The sequence below is a fragment of the uncultured Tessaracoccus sp. genome, from assembly GCF_947286155.1.
In the GTDB taxonomy this organism is placed as follows: Bacteria; Actinomycetota; Actinomycetes; order Propionibacteriales; family Propionibacteriaceae; genus Arachnia.
In genome coordinates this window covers 21059-44199 of record NZ_CAMYPD010000003.1, presented here as the reverse complement: position 1 = coordinate 44199, position 23141 = coordinate 21059, and the positions used below count along the sequence as shown (strand labels likewise).

At 65.9% G+C, this 23141-nt stretch carries 23 protein-coding genes; 6 read left to right on the top strand and 17 right to left on the bottom strand.

Translation table 11 applies throughout. The features are described from left to right. Positions 1 to 47: 47 nt before the first annotated feature. The gene (locus Q0X68_RS01335; protein WP_297746427.1) at positions 48 to 644 is read right to left on the bottom strand and encodes a sugar transferase; all 597 of its coding nucleotides are present in this window, start codon (positions 642 to 644) and stop codon (positions 48 to 50) included. Continuing rightward, positions 641 to 1789, bottom strand: coding sequence for a DegT/DnrJ/EryC1/StrS aminotransferase family protein (locus Q0X68_RS01330; protein ID WP_297746424.1), 1149 nt, complete (start codon positions 1787 to 1789; stop codon positions 641 to 643). Before Q0X68_RS01330 ends, Q0X68_RS01335 begins: the two co-directional genes overlap by 4 nt. A 116-nt stretch (positions 1790 to 1905) precedes the next feature. On the opposite strand from Q0X68_RS01330, the gene Q0X68_RS01325 reads away from it, so the two are divergent. Genes Q0X68_RS01325 through Q0X68_RS01315 form a run of 3 tightly spaced genes read left to right on the top strand, consistent with a single transcriptional unit; the run spans position 1906 to position 6232 of the window. Further along, positions 1906 to 3696, top strand: a complete 1791-nt coding sequence (locus tag Q0X68_RS01325) for a nucleoside-diphosphate sugar epimerase/dehydratase (protein ID WP_297746421.1) — start codon at positions 1906 to 1908, stop codon at positions 3694 to 3696. A 24-nt stretch (positions 3697 to 3720) separates the two neighbouring features. Beyond that, positions 3721 to 4977 carry a glycosyltransferase family 4 protein gene (locus tag Q0X68_RS01320; protein ID WP_297746418.1) on the top strand — a complete coding sequence of 419 codons (1257 nt, stop codon included), beginning with the start codon at positions 3721 to 3723 and terminating at the stop codon, positions 4975 to 4977. 10 nt (positions 4978 to 4987) lie between these two features. Beyond that, positions 4988 to 6232 carry a glycosyltransferase gene (locus Q0X68_RS01315; protein WP_297746415.1) on the top strand — a complete coding sequence of 415 codons (1245 nt, stop codon included), beginning with the start codon at positions 4988 to 4990 and terminating at the stop codon, positions 6230 to 6232. 4 nt (positions 6233 to 6236) lie between these two features. Here Q0X68_RS01315 and Q0X68_RS01310 read toward each other — a convergent pair whose 3' ends face one another. Then, complete coding sequence (locus tag Q0X68_RS01310; RefSeq protein ID WP_297746412.1) at positions 6237 to 7499, bottom strand: hypothetical protein; 1263 nt, start codon at positions 7497 to 7499, stop codon at positions 6237 to 6239. Between the two features lie 102 nt (positions 7500 to 7601). Between Q0X68_RS01310 and Q0X68_RS01305 the strand changes: the two genes are divergently transcribed. Next, positions 7602 to 8909, top strand: coding sequence for an O-antigen ligase (locus tag Q0X68_RS01305; RefSeq protein WP_297746409.1), 1308 nt, complete (start codon positions 7602 to 7604; stop codon positions 8907 to 8909). On the opposite strand, the gene Q0X68_RS01300 is transcribed toward Q0X68_RS01305, so the two are convergent. The 14 genes from Q0X68_RS01300 to Q0X68_RS01235 form a co-directional block, all read right to left on the bottom strand. After that, positions 8879 to 10162 (bottom strand): lipopolysaccharide biosynthesis protein, encoded by a 1284-nt coding sequence (locus Q0X68_RS01300; RefSeq protein WP_297746406.1) that lies wholly within the window; start codon positions 10160 to 10162, stop codon positions 8879 to 8881. The two genes, Q0X68_RS01305 and Q0X68_RS01300, sit on opposite strands and share 31 nt — an antisense overlap. Continuing rightward, positions 10159 to 11265 (bottom strand): glycosyltransferase, encoded by a 1107-nt coding sequence (locus Q0X68_RS01295; protein ID WP_297746403.1) that lies wholly within the window; start codon positions 11263 to 11265, stop codon positions 10159 to 10161. The genes Q0X68_RS01300 and Q0X68_RS01295 overlap by 4 nt, the downstream gene beginning before the upstream one ends. After that, the gene (locus Q0X68_RS01290; protein ID WP_297746400.1) at positions 11262 to 12563 is read right to left on the bottom strand and encodes a nucleotide sugar dehydrogenase; all 1302 of its coding nucleotides are present in this window, start codon (positions 12561 to 12563) and stop codon (positions 11262 to 11264) included. Before Q0X68_RS01290 ends, Q0X68_RS01295 begins: the two co-directional genes overlap by 4 nt. An 89-nt stretch (positions 12564 to 12652) precedes the next feature. Beyond that, the gene (locus Q0X68_RS01285) at positions 12653 to 13405 is read right to left on the bottom strand and encodes an ABC transporter ATP-binding protein (protein WP_297746397.1); all 753 of its coding nucleotides are present in this window, start codon (positions 13403 to 13405) and stop codon (positions 12653 to 12655) included. Next, positions 13405 to 14193: an ABC transporter permease gene (locus tag Q0X68_RS01280; protein ID WP_297746394.1), complete on the bottom strand. Its 789-nt coding sequence runs from the start codon at positions 14191 to 14193 to the stop codon at positions 13405 to 13407. The genes Q0X68_RS01285 and Q0X68_RS01280 overlap by 1 nt, the downstream gene beginning before the upstream one ends. A 41-nt stretch (positions 14194 to 14234) precedes the next feature. Further along, on the bottom strand, positions 14235 to 15194 hold the full coding sequence (locus Q0X68_RS01275; RefSeq protein WP_297746391.1) for a hypothetical protein: 960 nt from the start codon (positions 15192 to 15194) through the stop codon (positions 14235 to 14237). A 26-nt stretch (positions 15195 to 15220) separates the two neighbouring features. After that, positions 15221 to 16093 carry a glycosyltransferase family 2 protein gene (locus tag Q0X68_RS01270; RefSeq protein WP_297746389.1) on the bottom strand — a complete coding sequence of 291 codons (873 nt, stop codon included), beginning with the start codon at positions 16091 to 16093 and terminating at the stop codon, positions 15221 to 15223. 194 nt (positions 16094 to 16287) lie between these two features. Next, positions 16288 to 16854, bottom strand: coding sequence for a putative toxin-antitoxin system toxin component, PIN family (locus Q0X68_RS01265; RefSeq protein WP_297746387.1), 567 nt, complete (start codon positions 16852 to 16854; stop codon positions 16288 to 16290). Positions 16855 to 16857: 3 nt separating this feature from the next. Then, entirely contained in the window at positions 16858 to 17364 is a 507-nt protein-coding gene (locus Q0X68_RS01260; RefSeq protein ID WP_297746384.1) for a helix-turn-helix domain-containing protein, read from the bottom strand. 131 nt (positions 17365 to 17495) lie between these two features. Further along, entirely contained in the window at positions 17496 to 17876 is a 381-nt protein-coding gene (locus Q0X68_RS01255; protein ID WP_297746382.1) for a hypothetical protein, read from the bottom strand. Then, complete coding sequence (locus Q0X68_RS01250) at positions 17857 to 18600, bottom strand: SDR family NAD(P)-dependent oxidoreductase (RefSeq protein WP_297746380.1); 744 nt, start codon at positions 18598 to 18600, stop codon at positions 17857 to 17859. Before Q0X68_RS01250 ends, Q0X68_RS01255 begins: the two co-directional genes overlap by 20 nt. Further along, on the bottom strand, positions 18593 to 19822 hold the full coding sequence (locus tag Q0X68_RS01245) for a class I adenylate-forming enzyme family protein (RefSeq protein ID WP_297746377.1): 1230 nt from the start codon (positions 19820 to 19822) through the stop codon (positions 18593 to 18595). Before Q0X68_RS01245 ends, Q0X68_RS01250 begins: the two co-directional genes overlap by 8 nt. Beyond that, positions 19819 to 20073 (bottom strand): acyl carrier protein, encoded by a 255-nt coding sequence (locus Q0X68_RS01240; RefSeq protein WP_297746374.1) that lies wholly within the window; start codon positions 20071 to 20073, stop codon positions 19819 to 19821. The genes Q0X68_RS01245 and Q0X68_RS01240 overlap by 4 nt, the downstream gene beginning before the upstream one ends. 168 nt (positions 20074 to 20241) lie before the next feature. Next, complete coding sequence (locus Q0X68_RS01235) at positions 20242 to 21345, bottom strand: excalibur calcium-binding domain-containing protein (RefSeq protein WP_297746371.1); 1104 nt, start codon at positions 21343 to 21345, stop codon at positions 20242 to 20244. 195 nt (positions 21346 to 21540) lie between these two features. On the opposite strand from Q0X68_RS01235, the gene Q0X68_RS01230 reads away from it, so the two are divergent. Together Q0X68_RS01230 and pseI are read left to right on the top strand one after the other, a co-directional pair. Further along, the gene (locus Q0X68_RS01230) at positions 21541 to 22032 is read left to right on the top strand and encodes a GNAT family N-acetyltransferase (protein ID WP_297746368.1); all 492 of its coding nucleotides are present in this window, start codon (positions 21541 to 21543) and stop codon (positions 22030 to 22032) included. Positions 22033 to 22034: 2 nt separating this feature from the next. Next, entirely contained in the window at positions 22035 to 23087 is a 1053-nt protein-coding gene (pseI, locus tag Q0X68_RS01225) for a pseudaminic acid synthase (protein ID WP_297746365.1), read from the top strand. Positions 23088 to 23141 lie beyond the last annotated feature (54 nt).

The window sequence follows — 23141 nt, the reverse complement described above, 5'->3', positions numbered from 1 at the left end:
TAGTACCGCCCCCGCGACGATGGCGGACCCTCTGGTGCCGCCCAAGTTCACCCGTGCACGACGGCGGCGAACGTGCGCGCGATCACGGCGAGGTCGCCCACCAACGAGCGGTGTTGCACGTAGTCGCGGTACATCGCCACCTTCTTCGGCAGGATCACCTCGACGTAGTGCCGCTCCGGATCGTCGGCGGCGGCCAGCTCGTCCTGCTCGTTGCGAAACGCGATGGCTGCCGGGTCGGTGATGCCAGGCCTGACGCTCAGGATCTCCCGACGGGCCTCCTCACCCCACAGCTCGACATAGCGCGGCACCTCAGGGCGCGGCCCCACCACGGACATGTCGCCCACCAGCACGTCGATGAGCTGGGGCAGCTCGTCGAGTTTCGACTTGCGCAGGAACGCGCCCGCTGGCGTGATGCGGGCATCGTTGGCGCTGGTGACCAGCGCACCCTCGTTGGCCACCCGCATCGAGCGGAACTTGTGGATGCGAAACACCCGGCCCCCCATCCCCACCCGCTCCTGACGAAAGAACACCGGACCGCCGTCGGTGAGCTTGATAGCAACCGCCACGCCGAGGAACACCGGCGACAGCACCACGAGGCCCACCGCAGAGGCGACGACGTCGAACGCGCGCTTGGCGATACTCACCCGAGGATCTCCCGCACGGCCCCGACGACCTGCTCGACGTCGTCGTCGGTCATGGAGGAGAAGATCGGCAGGCTCACGCAGCGCTGGAACTGCGCGGTGGCGACGGGAAAGTCCTCCGGCGCGTGCCGGTAGGTGTCGCGCCAGTAGGGCTGCAGGTGCAGCGGGATGAAGTGGACGCTCGTGCCCACCTCGTGATCGGCCATGCGCTGGATGAAGGTGTCGCGACAGACGGGTGCGTCGTCGGTGAGCCGCAGTACGTACAGGTGCCAGGCGTGCGACGAGCCCTCGGGCGCGTGCGCTGGCAGGGTGACTGGCAGGCCCGCGAAGGCGTCGTCGTAGCGGGCGCCGATTTCGGCCCGACGGGCGGCCATCTCCCGCGAGCGCCCGAGCTGCACCCGTCCCATCGCGGCGGCGGTATCGGTGAGGTTGTATTTGTAGCCGGGCGCGACGACGTCGTAGTGCCAGCTCGGCTTCTTGGAGGAATAGCGGTCGAACACATCGCGGTTGATGCCGTGCAGGCGCATAGTGCGCATCCGAGCGGCGAGATCTGCGTAGGGAGTGACCACCATGCCGCCTTCGCCGGTGGTCATCGTTTTGGTGGCGTAGAAGCTGTAGACGGTGGCGTCGTGGCCATGAGCTCCGATGAGGGCGCCTTCGTTGAGCGTCGGTAGCGCATGGGCGGCATCTTCGACGACGCGCAGCCCGTGGCGCTTTGCGAACGCGGTGAGGGCACCGTCGGGGACACCCAGCCCGGCGAAGTGCACCGGCGCGATCGCGACGGTGCGGTCGGTGACCTTCCGCTCGGCATCCTCGAAGTCGATGCAGAGCGTGCGCGGGTCCACGTCGACGAGCACCGGGTCGCCGCCCAAGTAGCGCACCGCCTCCGCGGTGGAGGTGAAGGTCCACGTCGGCACGAGCACCTCGTCTCCGGGCCGCACGCCGATGGCCTCGAACGCCAGGTGGAGGCCTGCGGTGGCGGAGTTCACGGCGACGGCGTGGGCGTCGGCGCCCAGGAACTCGACGAACTCCTGCTCGAAGGCGGCCGCGTTCGGGCCGGTGGTGAGCCAGCCGGAGCGCATCGTCTCGACGACGGCCGAGATCTCGGCCTCGGTGATGTCCGGGCGCGCGAAGGGGAGGAATGCCACGTCACGGACAATACACTGGCGCCATCGAAAGGGGGCGCACACCAGCCGCAGCCGTTGCGGTCCGAACACGCTCGCGACGCTAGACTTCCCGAGGAGAAGCCCAACCGGGAGGTGGCATGGTAAACAACGTGGTGAGGACCGGCCTCCTGCGCGTCGGGCTGGCGTTGTGGGACAGCCTGAGTTGGGGACTCGCGGCTGTCGCACTCGTGATTGCTCGCTACAGCTTCAGCCTCTCCGGCCCTGAGGCGGAGTTCGTCATCATCTACGTCTGCCTCGCGGTGGTGCTGCAGCTCGCTATCGGCGTCGCCACCAAGTTGTACCGGGGCCGACACCAAGTGGCTTCGTTCGACGAGGCCGCTCAGCTCGGTGCAGTCGTGTTGGGGGTCGGCTTCGGACTCGGAGTTTTGTCAGCGTACTTCGCCACACCCGGGTACCCCCGTGTGGTGACGTTCACGGTGCCGCTCGCCGCGCTCACCTTGATGGCTGCTGGCCGGTTTCTGTTCCGCACCGTCACCCGCACACCACACGTCGGCGACGCCGAACCCGTCCTCATCTACGGAGCAGGCAATGCCGGACAGCAGCTCGGGCGCCTGATCGAGTTCGACCCGAACGCGCCATTCGAGATCATGGGGTACATCGATGATGATCCTGGTAAGCGCAACCTTCACCTCTCCGGCGCCAAAGTATTGGGGGATCGCTCCAAGCTCGTCGAGGTGGCCCGTCGTCTAGGCGTAGGCACGGTGATCGTCGCCATCACCACCGCCGACGCCCGACTCATGCGGGAGATATCAGCCATCACCGACGATGCGGGCCTGAAAACCCTCGTGATGCCGCCCGCCCGCGAATTGGTGTCCGGGCGGGTGCGCCTGTCCAACCTTCACGAGCTGAACATCACCGACCTGCTCGGTCGCGCCCAAGTGGAGACCAACCTGGGCGAGATCTCCGACTACCTCTCGGGCAAGGTGGTACTCGTCACCGGCGCGGGGGGATCGATCGGGTCCGAAATCGCCAGACAAGTGCATCGATTCGGCCCGAAAGAGCTCGTCATGCTCGACCGTGACGAGTCCGGACTGCACGGCACCCAACTCTCGATCTTCAACCAGGGCCTGCTCGACACCCCCAACGTCGTGCTGTGTGACATCCGTGACGCCGAGGCGCTCGACGCGGTGTTTGCGGCCCACCGCCCAGACGTCGTGTTCCATGCCGCCGCCCTCAAACACCTCCCTCTGCTGGAGCAATACCCGCTGGAAGGGTGGAAGACGAACACCCTAGGTACCCTCAACGTGCTTCGGGCCGCTGAGCGTCACGGTGTGGAACGGCTCGTCAACATCTCCACGGATAAGGCCGCCGACGCCACCAGCGTGCTCGGCAAAACCAAGCGACTGGCAGAGGAGCTCACCGCCTGCTTCGCGCAGCGGCTCGACCAAAACTGGCTCTCGGTGCGCTTCGGCAACGTGTTGGGCTCTCGCGGATCCATGCTGTACACCTTCACCCGCCAAATCGACGCCGGTGGCCCCGTCACGGTCACCCACCCCGACGTGACCCGCTACTTCATGACCATCCCTGAGGCATGCGAACTCACCATCCAAGCTGGGGCAATCGGCAAGCCCGCCGATGTGCTCGTGCTCGACATGGGTGAGCCAGTCAAGATTCTCGACGTGGCGAAGAACCTCATCGCACGCTCCGGCCGCGACATCGACATCGTCTTCACCGGCCTGCGCCCCAACGAGAAACTGCACGAGGTGCTGTTCAGCGACGACGAACACGCCGAACCGACGAGCCACGCACTGATCTCACGGGTGCAGGTCCCGCCGCTGGACCCAGCCCAGCTGGACCTCGTCGACGGCTCAGAGCCTCGCTCGATGTCCCAGCTCATCCACCAACGCTGCGCGCACGACGAGCGCTGAATTTGCACGACGAAAGGTCATCTGGTGCGCATCTGCTACATCGATCACTACGCGGGATCCCCAACCTCGGGCATGGAGTACCGCCCGCACGCGATGGCGCGTGCATGGGAACAACTTGGCTCCTCGACGACGATCCTCGCCGGCACCTACTCCCACCTGCGCACCCGCAACTTCCCCGACGCCATCGAAGGGCAGCCCTACCTGATCGACGACGTTCCGTTCCGCTTTCTGCGCACCCGCAGCTACCAGGGCAACGGTCTCGGACGGATACTGAGCTGGGCGGACTTCGTCGGCAAGGGGATGCTGCGAGCGAGCGCCATCGCGAAGGCCACGCGCCCCGACGTGGTGATCGCGTCGTCGACGTACCCGTTCGACACCTGGTTCGCCGCGGCGGTGGCTAGGCGTGCTGGCGCGGCGCTCGTCCACGAAATTCACGATCTGTGGCCACTCACACCCATCGAGCTCGGCGGGCATTCGCCGAAGCACCCGCTCATGTGGGCGATGGCCGTGGCTGAGCGCTGGGCATACCAACACAGCGACGCCATCGTCTCGATCCTGCCCAATACCGAACCGTACGTGCGGTCGCTCGGCGTCGACACCCCCGTCGTCGTGATTCCGAACGGTATCGAGATCGATCAGCCCCACGAATCGGTGCCGACGAGTGTTGTCGAGCGCGTCGAGCGGTTGCGCGGCGAGGGGCGTCGCATCGTCGCGTACGCCGGCGGTCTGACCACGGCCAACGCCATGGACGACTTCGTCGAGGCGATGGGACGCATCACCGACGAGCCTGTCACGGCGCTGGTGTGGGGCGATGGGCTCCACCGCGATGACCTCGAGCAGCGGGCCAGGCAGCTCGGTGCGCGCATCGAGTTCGTCGGCACGATTCCCAAGGCGCAGGTGCACTCCGCGCTCAGCCTGTGCGACGCGCTCTACATCGGCTCGAAACGCAGCCCGCTGTACGCCTACGGCGTCTCGGCCAACAAGATCTTCGACTACATGCTCACCGGCGTGCCCATCATCGACGCCTTCGCCTCCGACCATTCGCCGCTGGCCTACTCGGGCGCAGCCGTGCCTGCTCGCGCCGAAGACCCGACGGACATCGCCCGGGCAATCCTCACCGCGACGAGCATGCCCGACGACGAGCGCGCCCGCCTGGGAGCCGCGGCGGTGCAGTGGGTCCGCGAACACCACGCGCTGCCGGTGCTCGCCGACAAGTTCCACACGCTGCTGCACACCGTCGCCAACGATCCCGGGCGCTTCGGGAACTCGGCGCACAGGTGAGGGCTGCAGCATGATCGTCATCGTCACGTCGCACTTCCCGTTCGGGGAAGGGGAGTCGTTCATCGCCCCGGAACTCGAGCACTGGCAGGCGAGCGACGACGTCGTGCTTCTCCCCGAGAAACGCGCCACTGCTGCGGCTCGCCCCGTGCCCGACGCGGTCCGCGTCGACGAGACCCTCGCGCGCCGCTGGGCGTCCCGAAGGTGGTTGGCGTGGTCGGCTGCCAGGGCGCTGACCTCACCCATCCTCGCCCGCGAACTGTGGCGGCTTGCCCGAGAGCGACGGCTCAACCCCCTGCGCGCTCGGATTGCGGTGCGCACGTTGGCGCAGGTCTACCTGATCGCCCGCACGCTTACCGACATCGCCCGCCGTGACCGGGCTCGGATTGACGTCGTGTACGGGTACTGGCTCTCCTCCGGTGTGATGGCCGGCGCCATGCTGGCGAGGAAGGCACGCGTCGGCGCGGCGCTGGCGCGGGCGCACGGCACCGACCTCTGGGAACCCTCCCGAAAGGCTGAGTACACGCCGCTCATCCGGCAGTTCGCCCCGTGGATTCGCTGCGTCCACGCCATCTCCGACGCAGGGCGCCAACACCTCGCCCGCTACGGATTCACCGAACATCAGCGCCATTGCTCCCGACTCGGCGTATCGATCCCTGGCGCGACGACGCCACTCACACCGCCTGGCGAATTCCGCGTCGTCACACTCAGCTCGATGACGCCGTTCAAGCGGCTCGATCGCGCTGCAGAAGCCCTGGCGCGGCTGCACGCGCTTCGGCCGGAGCTCAAGCTGCGGTGGACACACATCGGCGACGGCCCGCTGCGGGCGGAGCTCGAACAGCACGCCCAACAACTGCGCGCATCTGGCATCCGCGTCGACCTACTCGGGGCGGTGCCGCACGAGGACGTGCTCGGATTCCTGGAGCACACGCCCGTCGACGTGCTGCTCAACACTTCAGACTCCGAAGGCATCCCCGTCTCACTCATGGAAGCCATGGCCCATGGAATCCCGGCGGTCGCGCCCGACATCGGGGCAGTCCGTGAGCTCGTGCCCGACGCGATGCTGCTGCCGGCGCACACCACCGGCGACGTCATCGGCGACTTCCTCGCGGCACACGCGGAGCAATGCAAGAGCACTGCGTGGCGCAGCCAGGCGCGCCAACGGATTGAGCAAGAGTTCGACGCGAGCGTGAACCAGGCGCGGTTCGTCGCCCATGTGCGTGACATCGTCGCCGATGTGCGGGGCCGGGCGCAGTGACGGCTCAGTGCCCGAGCGCTGCCGCACCCACGTCGTAGGGCGACGCCGCCTTCACCGGCCGGGCGCTCTCGTACACGATGCCCGCCACCTGCGTATCCAGCGCAGCCAACAATGCCCTCGCCTCGGCCAGGTCGCCTCGACGATCATGGTCCTCCGCGACGACGAGCAGCACCGCGTCGCAGCGGCTCGCTACCACGGCCCCGTCGGAGGTGCGTGCCAGGGGAGCGCAGTTGACGAGCGTCACCCCGTCGTGACGAAGCGACGCGGTGACGGCATCCCAGTCGGCACCCGCGAGCAGCTCCATGGCATTCGGAGGCGTCTGCCCAGCCACCAACACACCGTCGCGTGGGCTGGCGTGGCCCCCGAGTAACACGTCGACGAACCCCTCCTGGGCATCGCCGAGCGGTGCTCCGCGCAGGTCCGCATCGACCATCACCGCGTCGTTACCTTGCCGACGTAGCGCGTCGCCGAGCGCCTGAACGAGGGCGGCCGAACGGTGTGCGTCGGTGATGGCCGCGACACCGAGCACCGGCTGCGCCACGTCGCGAGGGACGAGGAACCGCATGGCGCCCGCCAAGAGGTCGGCCTGGGCAGGCGTCGGCTCGGGATTTACGACAGTCACAATGGAGTCGTCGGTGATGTCTGCCACATGTCGGTGCGAGCGCACGGTGGTGTCGAGCGCAACGCGAGCGATGAGGTAGGCCAAGCCGACGAGCACACCCGCCAGCGCCGCCGACCCCGCGCGTTGCGCGGCCCCCACCTGAGCGGTGGCGTCCGGCTCTACCTGGTAATCAACCGAACGCCACTCGAGCGTCACCCGGCCATCCGAGGAGCGCAGCGGCACGGCATCGAGTTCCTCGCGGAACTGCTCGGCGACGGCGCGCACCGTCGCCTCCGCCTCCGACGTGCTCGTCGCGCTCGTCTGCAGCACCATCACGAGGCTCGTGGGTGGGGCACTGAGCTCAACACGGTTGGCGAGCGCGGCGGCGCTCACCGGCGGATTGAGTTTCTCTCCTGCGGGACCCATCACGCGTGGAGACTGGAGCAATGTCTGTGCTGTGCTGATGAGCTCCGTGGAAGACGCCAGATCGTGCCCGGTGTCGCCGGATTCGCTGCCGACGAGCTGAGCTTGGATCGTCGCCGACCCCTTCCACACGGGTCGGAACAGCACTAATCCCGCGAGGAGCGCCACGACCATCGCCGCCACCGCGACGAGCACGGCTGAGAAGGCGAACCGCCGCGCGGTGACGAGGTGGGTGTGCAACATCGGTCTCCTGTCAGTTCAGACGTGTGCTTCAGGCTACTCGCTCCGAGCCGCCTACGTCGCACCGAGCAAGGTTGCCGTTCCAGACGAGTAGACTGCCCGATCATGACCGAACGCGGCCTGGACGTAGCATTCCGCTTGGTGCTGCTGTGCATGCCGTTGGCTGCCGCTCTGGGCAGCTTCGTCACCGTGGTCGGGATCGCACCTGCACGTCCAGTGGGGGCGCTGCTCGTAGCGCTCGCGCTGTTCTGCCTTCGCGGCACACCTTCCCCACAGAGCGTGGTCACCGTGGTGCTTGCGCTCGCCTGGGTGGGTTGGGGATTCTTCCAGCCGTACAGCCACGCTGGCTTCGCTGAATTGATGAGCATCGGGCTGGGCCTCATGACCGTGGCGGCAGTCACCGTGGAACCCGCAACACTTCGCACCTTTCGCGCGTTCGCCGCAGGATGGGGGCTGGCGTGGGTGGCAGCCTGCGCACCTGCCGTCGTCGAGATCCTCACCGGAGCCCGCCTGCCCAACTATCTCGAGGGTTCGCCCGAACACATCCGGCTCGCGTCGCAGGACATCGCGTCGTTCTTCGTCAACCCAAACCTGTTCGCCTACTTCATCACGCTGGCCGCGTTCCAACTCGTGGCGTTAGCGGGCTTCGCCGAACGCCGCGTCGTCCGCATGCTCATGCTGCTGCCCGCAGCGATCACGCCCGTGTTCGTGCTGTTTTCGGGAAGTCGCCTGGCGTTGCTGGTGAGCCCTTTGGTGCTGGCGTGGGCGGTGTGGGCATGGTGGCCGAAGGTCCGACGCGCGCTGGTGGCCGTAGCGTCGGTAGCGATTGCCGCAGGGGGGCTCGTCGTACTGTACTCACCGCGTTTCTGGGCACGGATGGAGATGGAGAGCCAAGGGTCGACGCAGGGCCGGCTCAACCTGTATCGCAGCGGCGTGTATCTGTGGACCGACTCGTTCGGCTTCGGAGTGGGGGCAGGCCGCTTCGAGACCGAGATCGCCCGCGGCGCCGCCCCCTACGACACCCAGGGCGCCATCAACCCGCACGCAGGCATCTTCGAGCTCATGTCGCAGTACGGGCTGCTGCCCACAGCGGTGGTTATTGCGTGCCTCGTCGTGGCTGTGTGGCCTCGGCTCAAGGCCTTCACGGGCGGCGCTACCCAGCCGACGAGCCTGACGGTGGCCGAGCAGTCGGTGTGCGTGTCCGTCGTGTTGATGCTTGTGCTGTCCTTCGCGAATTCGACGTTCCTCGACTCGCCGATTGCCTGGTTGCACGTCGCATCGCTTGGCATGATGTCGGTGGCGCTGAGCGCAGGTAGATTCCCGACGAGGGTGCCGCCGGAATCACCCTCCGAGCCCTGGGGTTCGAGGTATCAGCTGCGAGCTTATGCGGCCTCGCTGGCGTCGCGGTCGTAGGAGCGAGCGACGAGCAACGCCAGCCCCATGAGCACCGCCAGCAGCGCTGCCTGACCAAGGCTCATGAGCTGCACGGTATGCATCAGATCGCCGTGGCGCCCGAACCAGATGATGCCCAGCGGCGTCGCGGCGTACACGATTGCGAACACCAGCATCAGCCCCTGCCGGCCAGCAACCACGAACAGGTTCGACAACGGGGCGGTGGAGAAGTTCATGTACAGCCAGGGCGTCAGCGCAGCGGCGAACAGGCCCACCTGGGCCCAGCCTGAGCCGAGCACCCACGGCAGCACGGGCGGGGCGAGGAAGTAGATGAGCAGGAACGGGACGGCTGCCACCAGCAGCGTGGTGCGCAGTGTCCGACGCACCAGCGCCGACATTTGTCCGCGCGGGGTGACGCTCAGGCGCTGGAAGAACACCTGCGTCAGCGCTGAGGCGATGAGGGCCGTCGGGGCTTGCACCAGCATCCACGCGAGGCCGAACTGACCAACGACGGCCGCACCGGCGGTGGCGCCGATCAGCAGCGTGATGCCCTGCAAGCGCACCGCGTCAATGAGGGCGTTGGGGGCATTGAGCAGCGGCATCCTGCGGTGCTCGCGCATGAGGCGACGCGTGTGCTCCTTGGACATCTCGACGCGCTCCGGTATCCCGCCGCCACGCCAGAGGTTGCATAGCGCCGCCACCTGGCCAAGCAGCGTGCCCAGCACGAGCCCCAGCGTGCCTGCCCGTAGGGGCCCGAGGCCCACCTGGGTGACGGCGACCGTCGTGGATTGGAACACCTTGTTGCGGCTCACGAGGTTGAACCGCTTGTTGCGGATCAGCCACTGGGTGTAGATCGCCATCTGCCCGAAGGCCCAGGAGATCAGCCCGACGGCGTACAGCCACGCAGACGCGCCTTCTGGCATGCCATCGAACAGGGCTGCGATCCTGGGAGCGAACAGCACCATCACGACGGTGGTCATGAGGGCCATCGCGAGGTTGATGCGTGATGCGATCTGGACGAGCCTGCGGGCATCCGATTCATCTTCGGGGAGCATGATCGCCAGGTCGTAGCGCCAACTGGCGACGGGGATGACGAAACCCGCGACGGCGATCACCACCACCCAAGCCCCGACCGCCTCCTGCGAGTAGATCCGGGTGAGGATCGGCATGGTGAGAATAGGTAGGAGCTGCGCCACACCCGTGCCGGTCATGAGGGTGAGCACGTGACCCACGAACTCGTGTGAGCCCAGGAACTCCTTCAACCGGCGGATCATCGCGCCCGACGAGCCGCCCGTGCGGTGACCTCGAGCAGCGTCGGCACCTCCGCCTCGAAGTTGAACTCCTCCTCGATGGCCGCACGGCCCCGTCGGCCCATCTGGGCCGCGCGCTCCGGGTTCGCCACCAGCTCTGCGATGGCCTCCGCAGGCGCGTCGGCGGTGGAGGTGTCGACGAACACGCAGCAGTCGTGGCTGCCCAGGATGCGGCGCAGCCACGCGAAGTCGCTCACCACCGCGGGAATGCCGGCGGCCATGTACTCGAACAGCTTCGTCGGCAGGGAGTCGACGTAGTTGCCCAGCGGCTTCAGGAACACCAGCCCGATGGAACCAGAAGCCACGATCTCGGGCACATCCGACGAGGGGAGCATGCCGCGATAGTCGATGCGCGGATCGTCGGATGCGAGCAGCGGGGCGATGTCGGCGTCGGCCTTACCCGCGACGAGCAGCGTGGCCCCCGGCACCTTCCGCACCGCGTCGATCATCACGTCCACCTGCCTGCCCTGCGACAGCATCCCGACGTAAACCACCCGGCCCGGCACATGCTCGCCGGTGGAGGCCGGGTAGTCCTTCAGGTACGGGTAGTTGTAGACGACGGCTTTGTTCGGGTGCGAGTAGAGGGAAGCAATGTGCTCGGTGGCGGTGACGATGCCGTCGAAGCCCTTGTCGGCCAGCTTCACGAGGCCCTTGGCGAGCAGCATCGCCAGCGGATGCAGCAGCTTCGGGATGTACGGCTTGTCATCCATTTGCCCGACGAGGTCCTCGTGGGCGTCGTAGATGGCGGCCTTGCGCCGGAGCGTTTTCCACAGCCAGACCATGGGGGTCAGCTCGGGATCGTGCACGTGCACCAGCTGCGGACGCACGCGGTTGAGGGCGCGGAACGCGCGCCATTGCGCTTTCAAGCGCCCGACGACGCCACTCGCGGTGCCCAGCCCGACGATGTGCACGCCGTCGACGACCTCGTCGTGATCCTGCGCGCCCAGGAACCACGTGTCCACCCCGGAGGCGGCCAGCGAACAGCACTCCTTGTTGAAGATCCGGTTATCCCGCGGGGGGTGCAGCGTCGAGAGATGCGCCACCCGAGCGTCGATGGAATCGGTCATCTACGTGACCCGTCGCCGACGCGGAAGAAACGCACGCCCTCCCACTTCGCGCCGTCCAGCATGCTCCGACCGTCGACGACGACCTGCAGCCCCGGCAGATCGGCAGGCGTGAACTCCTTGTACTCCGGGTGGTCGGCTTGCACGATGGCAACATCGGCCGGCTCACCCACGTGGTAGGCATTGAAACCGTACCCGGCGAGTTCATCGTCGGAGAACATTGGATCGTGCACCAGCACATGCGCGCCGCGCGCCTGCAACGCCTCGACCGTCGGGAACACCCCGGAGAAGGCGGTCTCCTTCACCCGGCCTCGGTAGGAGGCGCCGAGCACGACGACGGTGCGGCCCTCGAGCGAGCCAAGCGCCCCCTCTGCCAGGCCGACCGCGTACTCGGGCATCGTCATGTTGGCCTCGCGGGCGGTGCGGACGATCGTCGCCTCCGGGTCGGTGTAGAGGTACAGGCGCGGATAGACGGGGATGCAGTGCCCGCCGACGGCGATGCCCGGGCGGTGGATGTGGCTGTACGGCTGCGAGTTGGAGGCGTCGATCACCTTGTGCACGTCGATGCCGTTGGCGGCAGCGAACTTGCCGAACTGATTGGCCAGCCCGATGTTGACGTCGCGGTAGGTGGTCTCGGCGAGCTTCGCCATCTCGGCGGCCTCGGCGGTGCCCATGTCCCACACGCCATTGCCCTCCGGCAGATCGGGGCGTTCGTCGAACATGAGCACCTGCTCGTAGAACTCGATGCCGCGACGCGTGCCCTCTGGGCTGAGGCCGCCGACGAGCTTCGGGTACTTGCGCAGATCCTCGAAGACGCGCCCGGTGAGGACGCGTTCGGGGGAGAAGACGAGGTGGAAGTCCTTGCCCTCGGTGAGGCCGGAGATGTCTTCGATCATCGGCTTCCAGCGGTCGCGTGTGGTGCCGACAGGCAGCGTCGTCTCGTAGGAGATGAGCGTGCCGGGGGAGAGATGCTCGGCGAGGCTGCGCGTGGCGGATTCCATCCAGCCGAAGTCAGGCTGCCAGGTGCCGTCGTCGACGAACAACGGCACGACGATCACGATCGCATCTGCGCCGGGGATCGCGTCGGAGTAGTCGGTGGTGGCGCGCAGCTTGCCTGCCGGGACGAGCTCCTGCAGCTTCTCCTGCAGGTGCGCTTCGCCGGGGAACGGCTCGCGCCCGGCATTGACCTGATCCACCACGGACTGTTGCACGTCGACGCCGATGACGTCGTGGCCCATCGACGCGAACTGGACGGCCAGAGGTAGACCGATCTTGCCAAGAGCAATGACCGCGATCTTCACGCTCGTTCCTTCCTACAAGCCAACACCAAGCTACTGGGAAGCATATCCGGCCACGCTGGATGACAGGAGACGGCAGCGGAGTCGGACGCTCAGGGCATCTGCTTTTCGATGTCTTCGTTGTAGGCCGCGATCACGTCGAGCATCTCACCGTCCATGTGGAGCCCTCCGCCGCGCAGGTACAGCCCGCGCGTGCAAAAGCGTTTCAAGTCGGCCTCCGAGTGCGACACCAGGAACAGCGTCTTGCCCGTGCTGAGCAGTTCTTCCATGCGCCGGTAGCACTTCTCGCGGAATGCCTTGTCGCCCACGGCGAGCACTTCGTCGACGAGTACAATGGGCTGGTCGAGCTGCGTGATCACGGAGAACCCCAGGCGCACCTTCATGCCCGAGGAAAAATGCCGGAATGGTACGTCGAGGCCATCCCGAACCTGCGGGCCGGCAAAGTCGACGATCTCCTCGAATTTCTCGTCGATCTCTTCCTTGCTCAGCCCGTGCAGGCCAGCGGTGAGATAGATGTTCTCTCGCGCCGCGAGATCGCCCACGAACCCACCCGTGAGCTCGATCATGGGGGCCACGCCCCCGTGCACCTCGACGGTGCCCTCGTCCGGGAGGAGTACCCCAGCGATCATCTTCAGCAGCGTCGACTTTCCCTCACCGTTCGCGCCGACGAGGCCGACGGCCTCGCCAGCAGTGATGTCGAAGCTCACGTTGCGCAGCGGCCAAAAGGTGGAACGGTCCCCCGTCGTTTTACGCTTGAAGATGAGTTCGCGCCAGGAGAGCTGACGCTTCCTAGAACGCAGGAACTCGATGCCGGCGTTCTGCGCAGAGATCACCACGTCGGACATCAAATCTCCTTCAACACGGTTCGTTCCAGGCGCTTGAACGTCCACACTCCGATACCCAAGATCAAGAGGGTGCCGAGCACCGAGATGCCCACGACGTTCCACCGCACCGGATTCTGGAAGAAGCCCGCCCGGAAGAGCTCGAGGATGCCCGCCAACGGGTTGATCTGGAACACCCACTGCCAGCCCTGGAGCTTGTCCAGCTTTTCGAGGTTGAAGATGATCGGCGTCATGTAGAAGTAGACGCGCAGGAAGATGCGCACCGTCGGCTGAATGTCGAACATCATCACCGTGAGCGGGGCCAAGAAAAGGCCGAAGCCAGTGATGAGTAGGAATAACAGCGCGATCCCGAGGGGGAATAGCAGGAGCCCCCAATCGAGGTGTGTCTCTCCTCGGATGATGTACACGATGGTGAAGAGCACCAACACCGGCAACGAGAAGATGAACTCCAAGCCCTTGGAGGCCACGATGCGCACCACCCAAATTTCGCGTGGTAACTGCGTCGACTTCACCAGCTGTTGTTCAGCGATGAGCGCGCGCATCGATTCATTCACCGAAGCGTTGAACCACTGCCACGGCAGTAGCCCTGCGAGCAGGAACAAGAAGTACGGCGTATGCCCGGCGTCTCTGCGCTCGAAGATCACCACGAAGATCATAAAGTAGATGAGGGCCGTGGCGAGCGGATCGAGCACCGTCCACAGGTAACCGATCACGCTCTGCGAATACCGCACGCGAAGGTCACGCTTCACGAGGAGCCGCAACACCTTGCGCTCCTCCCAGAGACGTTTCACAGTCGACAAATCTGGCCTCTTCCAACACTGATCCGGTGGGCTTAGCGCCCGAAACCTTGCGATAGCCTACGCCCAAGCTCAGCCGCTGTAACGCTCGGCGCGGCGTATTGCCCCAGTAACGACTGCTGATTGGGGGCCATTTCGTAGTCGAGCCGGCTGAGATCCGGGGTTCCTACCCTCAGCGCTGGGACGCCGTGAATGGCAGCCACGTTGAGCATCGCCGTCGACGAAGCCCCGACGATGGTCCTCGCGCCCAGCACCAGCGGATTGCATTCGGCGAGGGCGGACGTCGAGGTTGTTTCGTAGCGGGCGTAGCGCCCGGCGGGCTCTCCGGGATGCGGCACGACGACGAACTCCAGCCCGGCGGTCTTCACGGCGCGGGCCACGTATTCGACATGTGCCGCGTAGCGTACCTCAGACAGGACCCCCACCTCGGGCCAGGGCTGGGTGAGGAATACGACGCGCTCGCTCGAGCGGTCTGGAGCCGGGGCGATGCGACGAAACTCGTCGGCCACCGGCTTGTTGAGCGCCCAGCGCCCGGGAGAGGTTTGGACGTGCAGCGGCCAGCGGATGTGGGTGAGGAGCCTCGTCGCACCCTCCACGGCTGTCGTGCGCAGTGCCGCCTGGGGGTCGTTGCCGCCCTGGCGGAGCGTGGCGTCGTGGCGCGACTTCCAGTTGCCGTACGTGCCGAGGCCCTCGTCAATCACCACCACGGTGAGACGCTTGAAGGGATGCTTCGCAGTGAGCCGGAGCCACGGCTTGATGCCCACGGCGCCGGTGCTAAGCAGCCAGTGGCGTGAGCTGCGGGGAGCCTTGGCGCCGTCCCAGCGGTCGACGGTGAGCCTGGGATCGTCGAGCTCTGCAGTGATGAGGCTCGTCGAAATCTCTTCAGAGGTGTGGAAGGAACGGGAAGAGAACATATGCAGCGCTACCTCACCTGGCTCGCGACGCAGCAGCTCGCGTAGCCAGGCGACGCCGTACGGGATGTGGCTACGGCTCATCACCCCAGCCCACCAGACGTCGTGTCTCACCACAGCGGGGGCCTTCCTAGCTTCGTCATCCGCCACACGGTCTTCCACCGGATGGGCTCGCGCTGCACCGGGAGTGGCGTCGACCAGCCGTCCTTGAAGCCCTTGAAGACATTGCGCAGGCGCTCGCCGCTGCGGGCGCGCAGCGCTGTGGCGGCCGTCCACAGCGCGAGGTAGAAGGGGAGGATCGGCCAGGGGAGGTCTCGCTTGGCTACCCACACTCGGTTGCGCATGGTCGACCAGAAGTGGTGAGGATGGCGCGCGGCCGATGTGGCCGGGTGGTTCACCTCGATGTCGGGTGCATAGACGATGCGCCAGCCGCGGTCGATGAGGCGCATGGCCATGTCCGTGCCCTCATGGCCGAAGAAGAGCTCACCGAACCAGCCGCCGACTTCGTCGAACGCGCTCCTGCGGAAGAGTGCCATGGCCTCCCAGAAGATGGCCACGTCCCCGCCGGTCAGTTCTGCGGACTTCCGGAGGCGGGGTACCCAGCGACGCGGGGAGGGCACGCCAGTGGGGTCGACGCCGCGTGCCTGCACCACTGCGACGCCGGGGGTGCATCGTCGGACCATCCGGGCGAGAGTGTCGGGTTCGGGGAGGAGGCCGTCGTCGTCATAGAAGAACAGGAACTCGCCGTCGACGAGGGACGCGGCCAGATTGCGCCCCGCCGGGCAACCGAGGTTCTCTTCCGAATAGTGGGTGCGCACCCAGCTGGGGACCCCCTCAGGGCGCCAGCCGTTACCGACGAGCATCACGTCGAGCTCCACGCCCTCCTGCTTGCCGAGCGCATCGAGTGCGGCGGCCAGCTCTTTAGGGCGGTTGCCCATGCTGAGCAACGCAACGCCCACGGTGGGGAGGGGATGGCTCGTCATGCGGGTCTCCTTTCGGTGCCATCCACCCTACCTGGGGGGTTCCCGCACCGGGCTCGGCACCACGCAGAGCGGGTGCGGAGTGGGGGCGCTCGGGAAACTAACCCAATATCCACACGCGTTTCTCAGAACGGCGGTTTTTCGGCCTTTTCAGCAAACGCGTGTGGATATCGGGTTAGCTCGTCGCGGAGACTCCCTTAGCTCAGCAGCCCCTCGGCGGCTTCTGCGAAACGCTCAGCTCCTGCCCGAGCCAGCGCTGTCAGTACATCTCGGACATCGAGGGGCGGGCGTTGAGCGGCGAGGGCTAGTTCATGCAAGACAGTGAGGGTTTGCGATGGTGCCAGGTCGAGCTGATCGAGTAGGAAATCGTCGAGCGACTTGGTGTCTAGCCCGAGGGGTTTCAGCACCTCTGCAGGGAAGTCGTGCGAATTATTCGTGACGATCACATCCGCCCTGCCCCGGATAGCCGCTGCGAGTACGTGACGGTCGTCTGGATCAGGAAGAACCAACGCATTCTCGAGGGGCTGCCAATGCGCAACCGTGGCGTCAGGGAAACTCGCGTGCATGGCGGCGATCCGTTTCGCTGCCTTGCCCCCGTCGGCAAGCTTCGGGTGGAGTCCGAGGAGCACAGATTCCAACTCTTCCAGGACACGGCTGCTCCACAGAGGCCGATAGAGCCCCGCATCGGCCAACCGAAGCAGTACATCTGTCGAAATGATTGGAACCAGCACACAGGTGTCCAAGAAGGCTGAGAAACGCGCCACGACTTAGCTTTCCGGGTGCTTGCTGTGTCGGGTCTTGCGTAAAGCGGTTCGGTAGTCAGCTGCTGGTGCGTCGAGCAAGCCATCGGATTGGGCTTCCGCAGTGAGCTGGTCCAGCGTTGCTTTTCGGGCGAGGCGCATGTCTTGCTGATAGCGGAGAACATCTTTGAGAAGCACACGTCGATGACGGCTACCCGGCAACTTGGTGAACGGGAGCTGGCCCGACTCGAGGAGCTGAACCAACGTTGGGCGGCTGATCCCGAGATGGTCCGCAGCTTGCTGTGTGGTGAGCTGTTGTTCTTGCGGGGCAATGGTGATGGCCTGGCCTTGGCGCATTGCAGTGACTACGTCTAGCAGAATGCGATACGCCTCCATCGGTAACGGGACCTGTTGTCCGCCTGGGCCGAGCAGCGCTGCTGGTTGAGGGGATTGCTCAAGGAACAATGAGAGATCATCCAGCGGGCGGAGATCGTCGGGCGGAAAGATCGTGTGTGGGGCAGTGTCGGTGGTCATGCACCCAGCGTACCTTGTTCGAAATAAACGAAAACGGGTGTGGTTACTTGCGTGGGGTAACCCAATATTCACACGCGTTTCCTCAGATCGCCGAGTTTGGGCCTTTTCGGCAAACGCGTGTGGATATTGGGTTAGCTCGTGCGTCCAAGGCAGGCGAGCGCGCCGTCCAGCTCGACGTACGCGATACGGATGCCCGACGGCGGCGGGGCGCCGAGCTCACCGCGCCCGACCAGGGTGAGCACGGGCGTGTCGAGCAGCTTCGCCACCACCTCGAGTTTCGTCCAGGCGTGCCAAAAGTTGTCGTCAGAGTGCAGTCGCCGCGCCAAGGCGGCGGGTGGGTTGGCCGTCAGCTCAACATCGACGGCATACCTCACCCCAGGTTCGAGGCGGGCTGGGCGCCAGCACCAGCGAAGCCCATCGGAGGTGTAGGAGTGGATATGCAGACAGCCGCCGGGGCAGTGGACACCCCGGCGGCTGGTGATGAGTGTGGAATCAGATGGAGCCGCCGCCATCGACCACCAGGGTCTGGCCGTTGATGTTGGTGTCTTCAAACAGGAGCATGTCGAGCAGCGGCACGACGTTCTCCGGCTCCACCAAGCGGCCGGTGGGGGTGCGGCGGGTGATGGTGTCGAGCTGGGTCTGGCCCAACACCGAGCTCATCTCGGAGGCGAAGAAGCCCGGCGCGATGGAGTTCGCCAGCACGCGCCCATGCATCTCGCGCGCGATGGTGCGCATCGCCGAGTCGAGGCCGCCCTTCGTCGCGGAGTATGCGACGAGACCCGCGTAGCCGCGCTGCGCGCAGATGGAAGTGACGAACACGACGCGGCCCGTGCCGCGCCCCGCCATGATGCGACGCAGCACCGTGCGGGTGAGGATGAGCGGTGCAGTGAGGTTGGTGTTGACGATCTGCTCGATGCGCTCGGGCGAGGTGTGCACGTGCAGCGAATCCTGCCCGACGGCGGCGTTGTTCACGAGCGCGTCGACAGGCCCGAGCTTCTTTTCGGCATCCTTCACGAACGCGTTGAGGGCCTTGTGGTCGGTGGCGTCGACGGAGGCAACGTGCACGCGATCCGGGTATTGCTCAACCAGCTGTTCAAGCTCCGGCGTGATGGTGCGGGCGAAGGTTGCCACCTTCGCGCCCCGGTCGAGGATGGCGTTCACCATGGCGAGGCCGAGCCCGCGTGAGCCGCCGGAGACGACGACGCAGGATGCTGGTTCGATGGGTGGGTTAGACATCGGACTTCAAGCTCTCTTTCAGGGGGATTTCGTCAAGAATGCGCACGCGACGGGGCACCTCGGTCTCGGCGAGGCGCTCAGTGCAGTAGCGGATGATGTCGTCTTGCGTGAGCGAGGGGTCGTCGAGCACGACGGAGGCCTGCACCATGTGCCCGACGATGGGGGCCTTGCGTGCCTTGATGGCGGCCCAGGCGATGCCCGGATGCTCCAACAGCACGCCACGCACCTTGCCAGCGGACACTTTGGTGCCGCCGACGTTGATCTCGTCGGAGCCCAGCCGGCCGGTGATGTACACGCGGCCGTCGCGGATTTCGACGCGGTCGCCGGTGCGCAGGGTTTCGGCCACGCCGTCGCCGCGGTGGGGGGACGCGATGAGCAGCTCGTCACCGTCGACGCTGAGCGCCGGGCGTCCTTCCTTGTGGTTGCTGAGCCATGCCTCGGGGAAGCCGGCCTTACCGTCGTGGACGGCGATGGAAGCACCGGCCTCCGACGAGGCGTAGATCCAGGAGACGCGCGCGTTCGGGAAAGCGTCCTTGAGGAGGTCGATCACGGCTTGGTCGACGGGCTCGCCGCCCAGCGTGATCTGTTTGAAGTCGACACCGCGCAGCTCGTCGCGTTGTGTGAGGAGCGCTTGGCGCCAGAACGTCGGCGTGCCGGAGGCGGCGTCGACGCCATACTTGGCTGCCTGCTCCGCCCAGGGGTGGCCGCCGTCGACGCACACCATCGACGTGCCCGGGTGCGCAAGCGCGAGCGTGGTGACCTGCCACCACGCGTAGGCGCCCGGCGTGTACGGGTTGAGCCACGTGCGGGCGGGCTGTTTGCCGCGCACCGTAAGGAGGGTGTCGAGGGTGTGACCCACCTGCTTCGGGCGCCCGGTGGACCCCGACGTGAGCAGCCAGACACGCCCGCGACGGGGGCGGCGCTGTTCGGCAGGCTCCGCGACGACGGCACCGTCGGCGACGATGTTCAGCCCAAGATCGAGCAGATCCTGCTCGAGGCCGGGCTCGCGTCGGGATGCTGCCGCGACGAGCAACTCGCGCTGATGTTGTTGCTGGTGCCACACCGCGCGCAGCGCCTCGAGGTCGTCGCGCACGAATACGGCGGCGCACTCGGGCAGTTCCAGGGGCTCGAGGTCGGCCCAGGTGCCGTCGAACTCTCCGGCGACGATGCGGTTCGCCGCGGTGAGTGGGGGCTGGGGGGCGTCGGGGTGGGTGTTGGTCATGCCTGCTGCTGCAACTCGTCGATGAAGTCGAGTACGTCGGCGACGGTGCGGATGGAACGCAGACCAGGAGCGTCGAAGTTCATTTCCTCGTCGAGTTCATCCTCCACGCGCAACGCGAGCTCCGAGAAGTCGAGGGAACGGAACCCGATCTCGTCGAGCGCGGCGTCTTCGGACTCCGGCATCGTCTTATCTTGACGACGGAGCACCTCGGCCATCATTTCTTTGAGCTGGTCGCGGCTGAGTTGGGCCATCACTTCTCCTTGGGGAACGATTCAGTCGTATGCCAGCTTACCGCGAGCCGGCAAGGAAGATAGTGTCGCGACGCCGTGCACCGCCAACGCGCACAGGCTGCAATGAGATTGGGCCAGCCAGATGAACTGGCTGGCCCAATCACTGCAGTGGTTCGCTCAGCGGCCCGATCACTCGCAGGCAATGCCGTCGCCGTCGCGGTCGAGGTGCTTCGCGTATCCCGGCTGGCCCCGGTAGAGCGGTGCCTTACCCGCTGCACGCACAGCGGCGCAGTTCTTGTAGTACACCTTGGAGGGGGACTTCGGAGCCGGCTTCTTCGCGGTACGCGCCGGCTTTGCGGGCGCGACGCGGGTGAGAGCGAAGGGCCTGGAGTAGGAGGTGCGGCCGCCGGTGTGGACGCCGACACGGTAGGTGGTGGTGCCGACCGTCTTGACGCCGTAGGTGAGGGGGATAGTGAAGTTGCCCGCTGCGTCGGTGGTGCGCTGTTGCGACTTCGACCAGCCCGAGCCGATCCGGACTTCGGTCCAGACGCGGGAGTTGGGTGCGCCCTTGGCGGTGCCCCACGTATTGGTGGCGACGCCCACCCTCTTGCTGCCCGCACTGTAGGCGGTCACGGTCACCGAGGGAGCAGTGCGTGTCACCGAGAAGGTATTGGAGTAGTACGTGCGTCCTCCGGTGCTGACGCCGACCCGATACGTGGTCGCGCCGACGATCGTGGTGCCGTAGGTGAGGGGGATGATGAAGTTGCCTGCTGTGTCCGTGGTGCGCTGTTGCGACTTCGACCAGCCCGAGCCGATCCGGACTTCGGTCCAGGCGCGGGAGTTGGGTGCGCCCTTGGCGGTGCCCCACGTGTTGGTGCCTTGGCCGACAGGCTTCGTGCCCGCGCTGTAGGCGGACACAGTCACGGCCGGAGCCGTGCGCAGCAGATCGAACGGCTCCGAATAGACGACGCCCTCGGGTGCGCGAACACCGACGCGGTACGTGGTGACACCCTCGGTGTTGGTGCCGTAGGTGAGGGGAATGACGAAGTCACCCCAGTCGTCCGTCTGACGGGTCTGCGACCGCGACCACCCCGTCGGCAACAGAACCTCGGTCCAGACCTCAGTCAAAGGTGCTTCGGTAGCGGTTCCCCAGGTATTGGTGGCCTGTCCGACAGGCTTGGTGCCGGCGGAGTGCGCGTTCACTAGGGTCGCAGCTGACGCGGGCATCACCCACGCGGTCATGATGAGGAAGAGGGCGACGAGTATCGACGCCGAGCGATGGAGCTTAGGCATGAGACCTCCGAACAATGATCCTGAAGTGGGCGTATGGCCTCCTCAGATCAGATTCAGCCTTCGTTCCCCTAATTCTGTGCCACATGGTAGCGCCGCGGGTTGCTCAAGTCATATACAGGGGTGCTTAAGCAGTTCGCAGATGTGTCACCAGCCACGCCTGAGTAAGATAAGTGCGTCTCATCGAAAGGAACCGCCATGCTTCGTGATGCCACAGACGCCGACCTCGACGCGATGCGTCGCTGGCGCAACCACGACGAGGTGCGCCGTGTTTCGCTCACCCAACATGAGATCGGTGCCGACGAGCACGCCGACTGGTGGGAGAAGACGAAACAGGACCCAACCCGTCGAGTGCTCATTTATGAGCGCGACGGGGTGCCCTCCGGCGTGGTGACATTCTTCGATATCGACGGCGACAAAGCCTGGTGGGGCTACTACCTCGATAACGACGGGCTGGCCGAGCGCGGAGCCATGTTCCCCGCGTGGATCTCTATTCAGCGTGAGGCTGTGAAGTTTGCGCGTAAGGAGATGGGCCTGGCGCAGCTCGACGGTGAGACGCTCGTCGCGAATGAGTCTGCCGTCGACTTCAACACGCGCCAGGGCTTCACCGAGGTGGAGCGGTACGCTCGTGAAGTGGGTGGCGAGACGGTTGAGGTCATCCACTCGCGCAAGATTTTTGAAGGGAAGTAGTAATGGCCGAGCCCATCCAGATTGGCGGGGTTCCCGTCGGACCTGAGTCGGATCCATTCATCATCGCTGAGATGAGCGGCAACCACAACGGCGATCTGCAGCGCGCGCTGGACATCGTCACCATGGCCGCCGAGGCCGGGGCGCACGCCATCAAACTGCAGACCTACACGGCTGACACCATCACGATCGACGCCGACACGCCCAGCTTCCGCCTCTCCGACGGGCACGAACTGTGGGGCGGGCGGCGCCTCTACGACCTCTACGACGAGGCCCACACACCGTGGGAATGGCACGAGAAGATCTTCGCACACGCGGCTGACAAGGGAATTCTCGCGTTCTCGTCGCCGTTCGACCCGACGGCGGTGGATTTCCTGGAGGGCCTGGGCGCCCCGGCATACAAGGTGGCGAGCTCTGAGATCGTCGACCTGCCACTGATCCGCGCGATGGCCGAGACGGGCAAACCGATCATCATTTCCACGGGCATGGCGTCGATCGCTGAGATCGACGACGCGGTGAAGGCCGCGCGCTCCACCGGGAACGAGCAGATCGTCGTGCTCTCCTGCACTGCCGACTACCCGGCAGACCCGGCGTCGGCCAATCTTCGCTCGATTCCGGTGATGGCAAATGCGTTCGACGTGCTCGTCGGCCTCTCCGATCACACGATGGGCATCGGTGTGCCCGTCGCGTCCATCGCGTTCGGTGCGGTGCTCGTCGAGAAGCACGTCACGCTTGCCCGCAACGACGGCGGCGTCGACTCCGCGTTCTCGCTGGAGCCCGACGAGCTCGCTGCGATGGTCCGCGAGACGGCCATCGCCCGCAAAGCGCTTGGCGAAGCCCGCATCGGCGCGAAGGAATCCGAGCGCGAGGGCCTGCGCTTCCGCCGCTCGCTGTTCGTGACCCGCGACGTGAAGGCCGGCGAGAAAGTGGCCCCAGACAACGTGCGTTCCATCCGCCCCGCAGGCGGTCTGATGCCCGACGAGTTCCAGAACGTCGAAGGGCGCGAGTTCCGCGTCGACGCTGTGAAGGGCACGCCGCTCACGTGGGATCTGCTTTAATCCTGTGCAATTTCGTCCGTTCCCGGGTGCGATTCCCGGGCGCGGGGGAATAAA

Bases quoted from the DNA above. Each gene is read 5' to 3' on its own strand.
- Q0X68_RS01235 (WP_297746371.1), bottom strand. From the start codon at position 21,345: ATGCCTAAGCTCCATCGCTCGGCGTCGATACTCGTCGCCCTCTTCCTC.
- Q0X68_RS01315 (WP_297746415.1), top strand. From the start codon at position 4,988: ATGATCGTCATCGTCACGTCGCACTTCCCGTTCGGGGAAGGGGAGTCG.
- Q0X68_RS01270 (WP_297746389.1), bottom strand. From the start codon at position 16,093: ATGACGAGCCATCCCCTCCCCACCGTGGGCGTTGCGTTGCTCAGCATG.
- Q0X68_RS01245 (WP_297746377.1), bottom strand. From the start codon at position 19,822: ATGACCAACACCCACCCCGACGCCCCCCAGCCCCCACTCACCGCGGCG.
- Q0X68_RS01305 (WP_297746409.1), top strand. From the start codon at position 7,602: ATGACCGAACGCGGCCTGGACGTAGCATTCCGCTTGGTGCTGCTGTGC.
- Q0X68_RS01255 (WP_297746382.1), bottom strand. From the start codon at position 17,876: ATGGCGGCGGCTCCATCTGATTCCACACTCATCACCAGCCGCCGGGGT.
- pseI (WP_297746365.1), top strand. From the start codon at position 22,035: ATGGCCGAGCCCATCCAGATTGGCGGGGTTCCCGTCGGACCTGAGTCG.
- Q0X68_RS01250 (WP_297746380.1), bottom strand. From the start codon at position 18,600: ATGTCTAACCCACCCATCGAACCAGCATCCTGCGTCGTCGTCTCCGGC.
- Q0X68_RS01285 (WP_297746397.1), bottom strand. From the start codon at position 13,405: ATGTCCGACGTGGTGATCTCTGCGCAGAACGCCGGCATCGAGTTCCTG.
- Q0X68_RS01260 (WP_297746384.1), bottom strand. From the start codon at position 17,364: ATGACCACCGACACTGCCCCACACACGATCTTTCCGCCCGACGATCTC.
- Q0X68_RS01295 (WP_297746403.1), bottom strand. From the start codon at position 11,265: ATGACCGATTCCATCGACGCTCGGGTGGCGCATCTCTCGACGCTGCAC.
- Q0X68_RS01300 (WP_297746406.1), bottom strand. From the start codon at position 10,162: ATGATCCGCCGGTTGAAGGAGTTCCTGGGCTCACACGAGTTCGTGGGT.
- Q0X68_RS01310 (WP_297746412.1), bottom strand. From the start codon at position 7,499: ATGTTGCACACCCACCTCGTCACCGCGCGGCGGTTCGCCTTCTCAGCC.
- Q0X68_RS01275 (WP_297746391.1), bottom strand. From the start codon at position 15,194: ATGAGCCGTAGCCACATCCCGTACGGCGTCGCCTGGCTACGCGAGCTG.
- Q0X68_RS01325 (WP_297746421.1), top strand. From the start codon at position 1,906: ATGGTAAACAACGTGGTGAGGACCGGCCTCCTGCGCGTCGGGCTGGCG.
- Q0X68_RS01240 (WP_297746374.1), bottom strand. From the start codon at position 20,073: ATGGCCCAACTCAGCCGCGACCAGCTCAAAGAAATGATGGCCGAGGTG.
- Q0X68_RS01230 (WP_297746368.1), top strand. From the start codon at position 21,541: ATGCTTCGTGATGCCACAGACGCCGACCTCGACGCGATGCGTCGCTGG.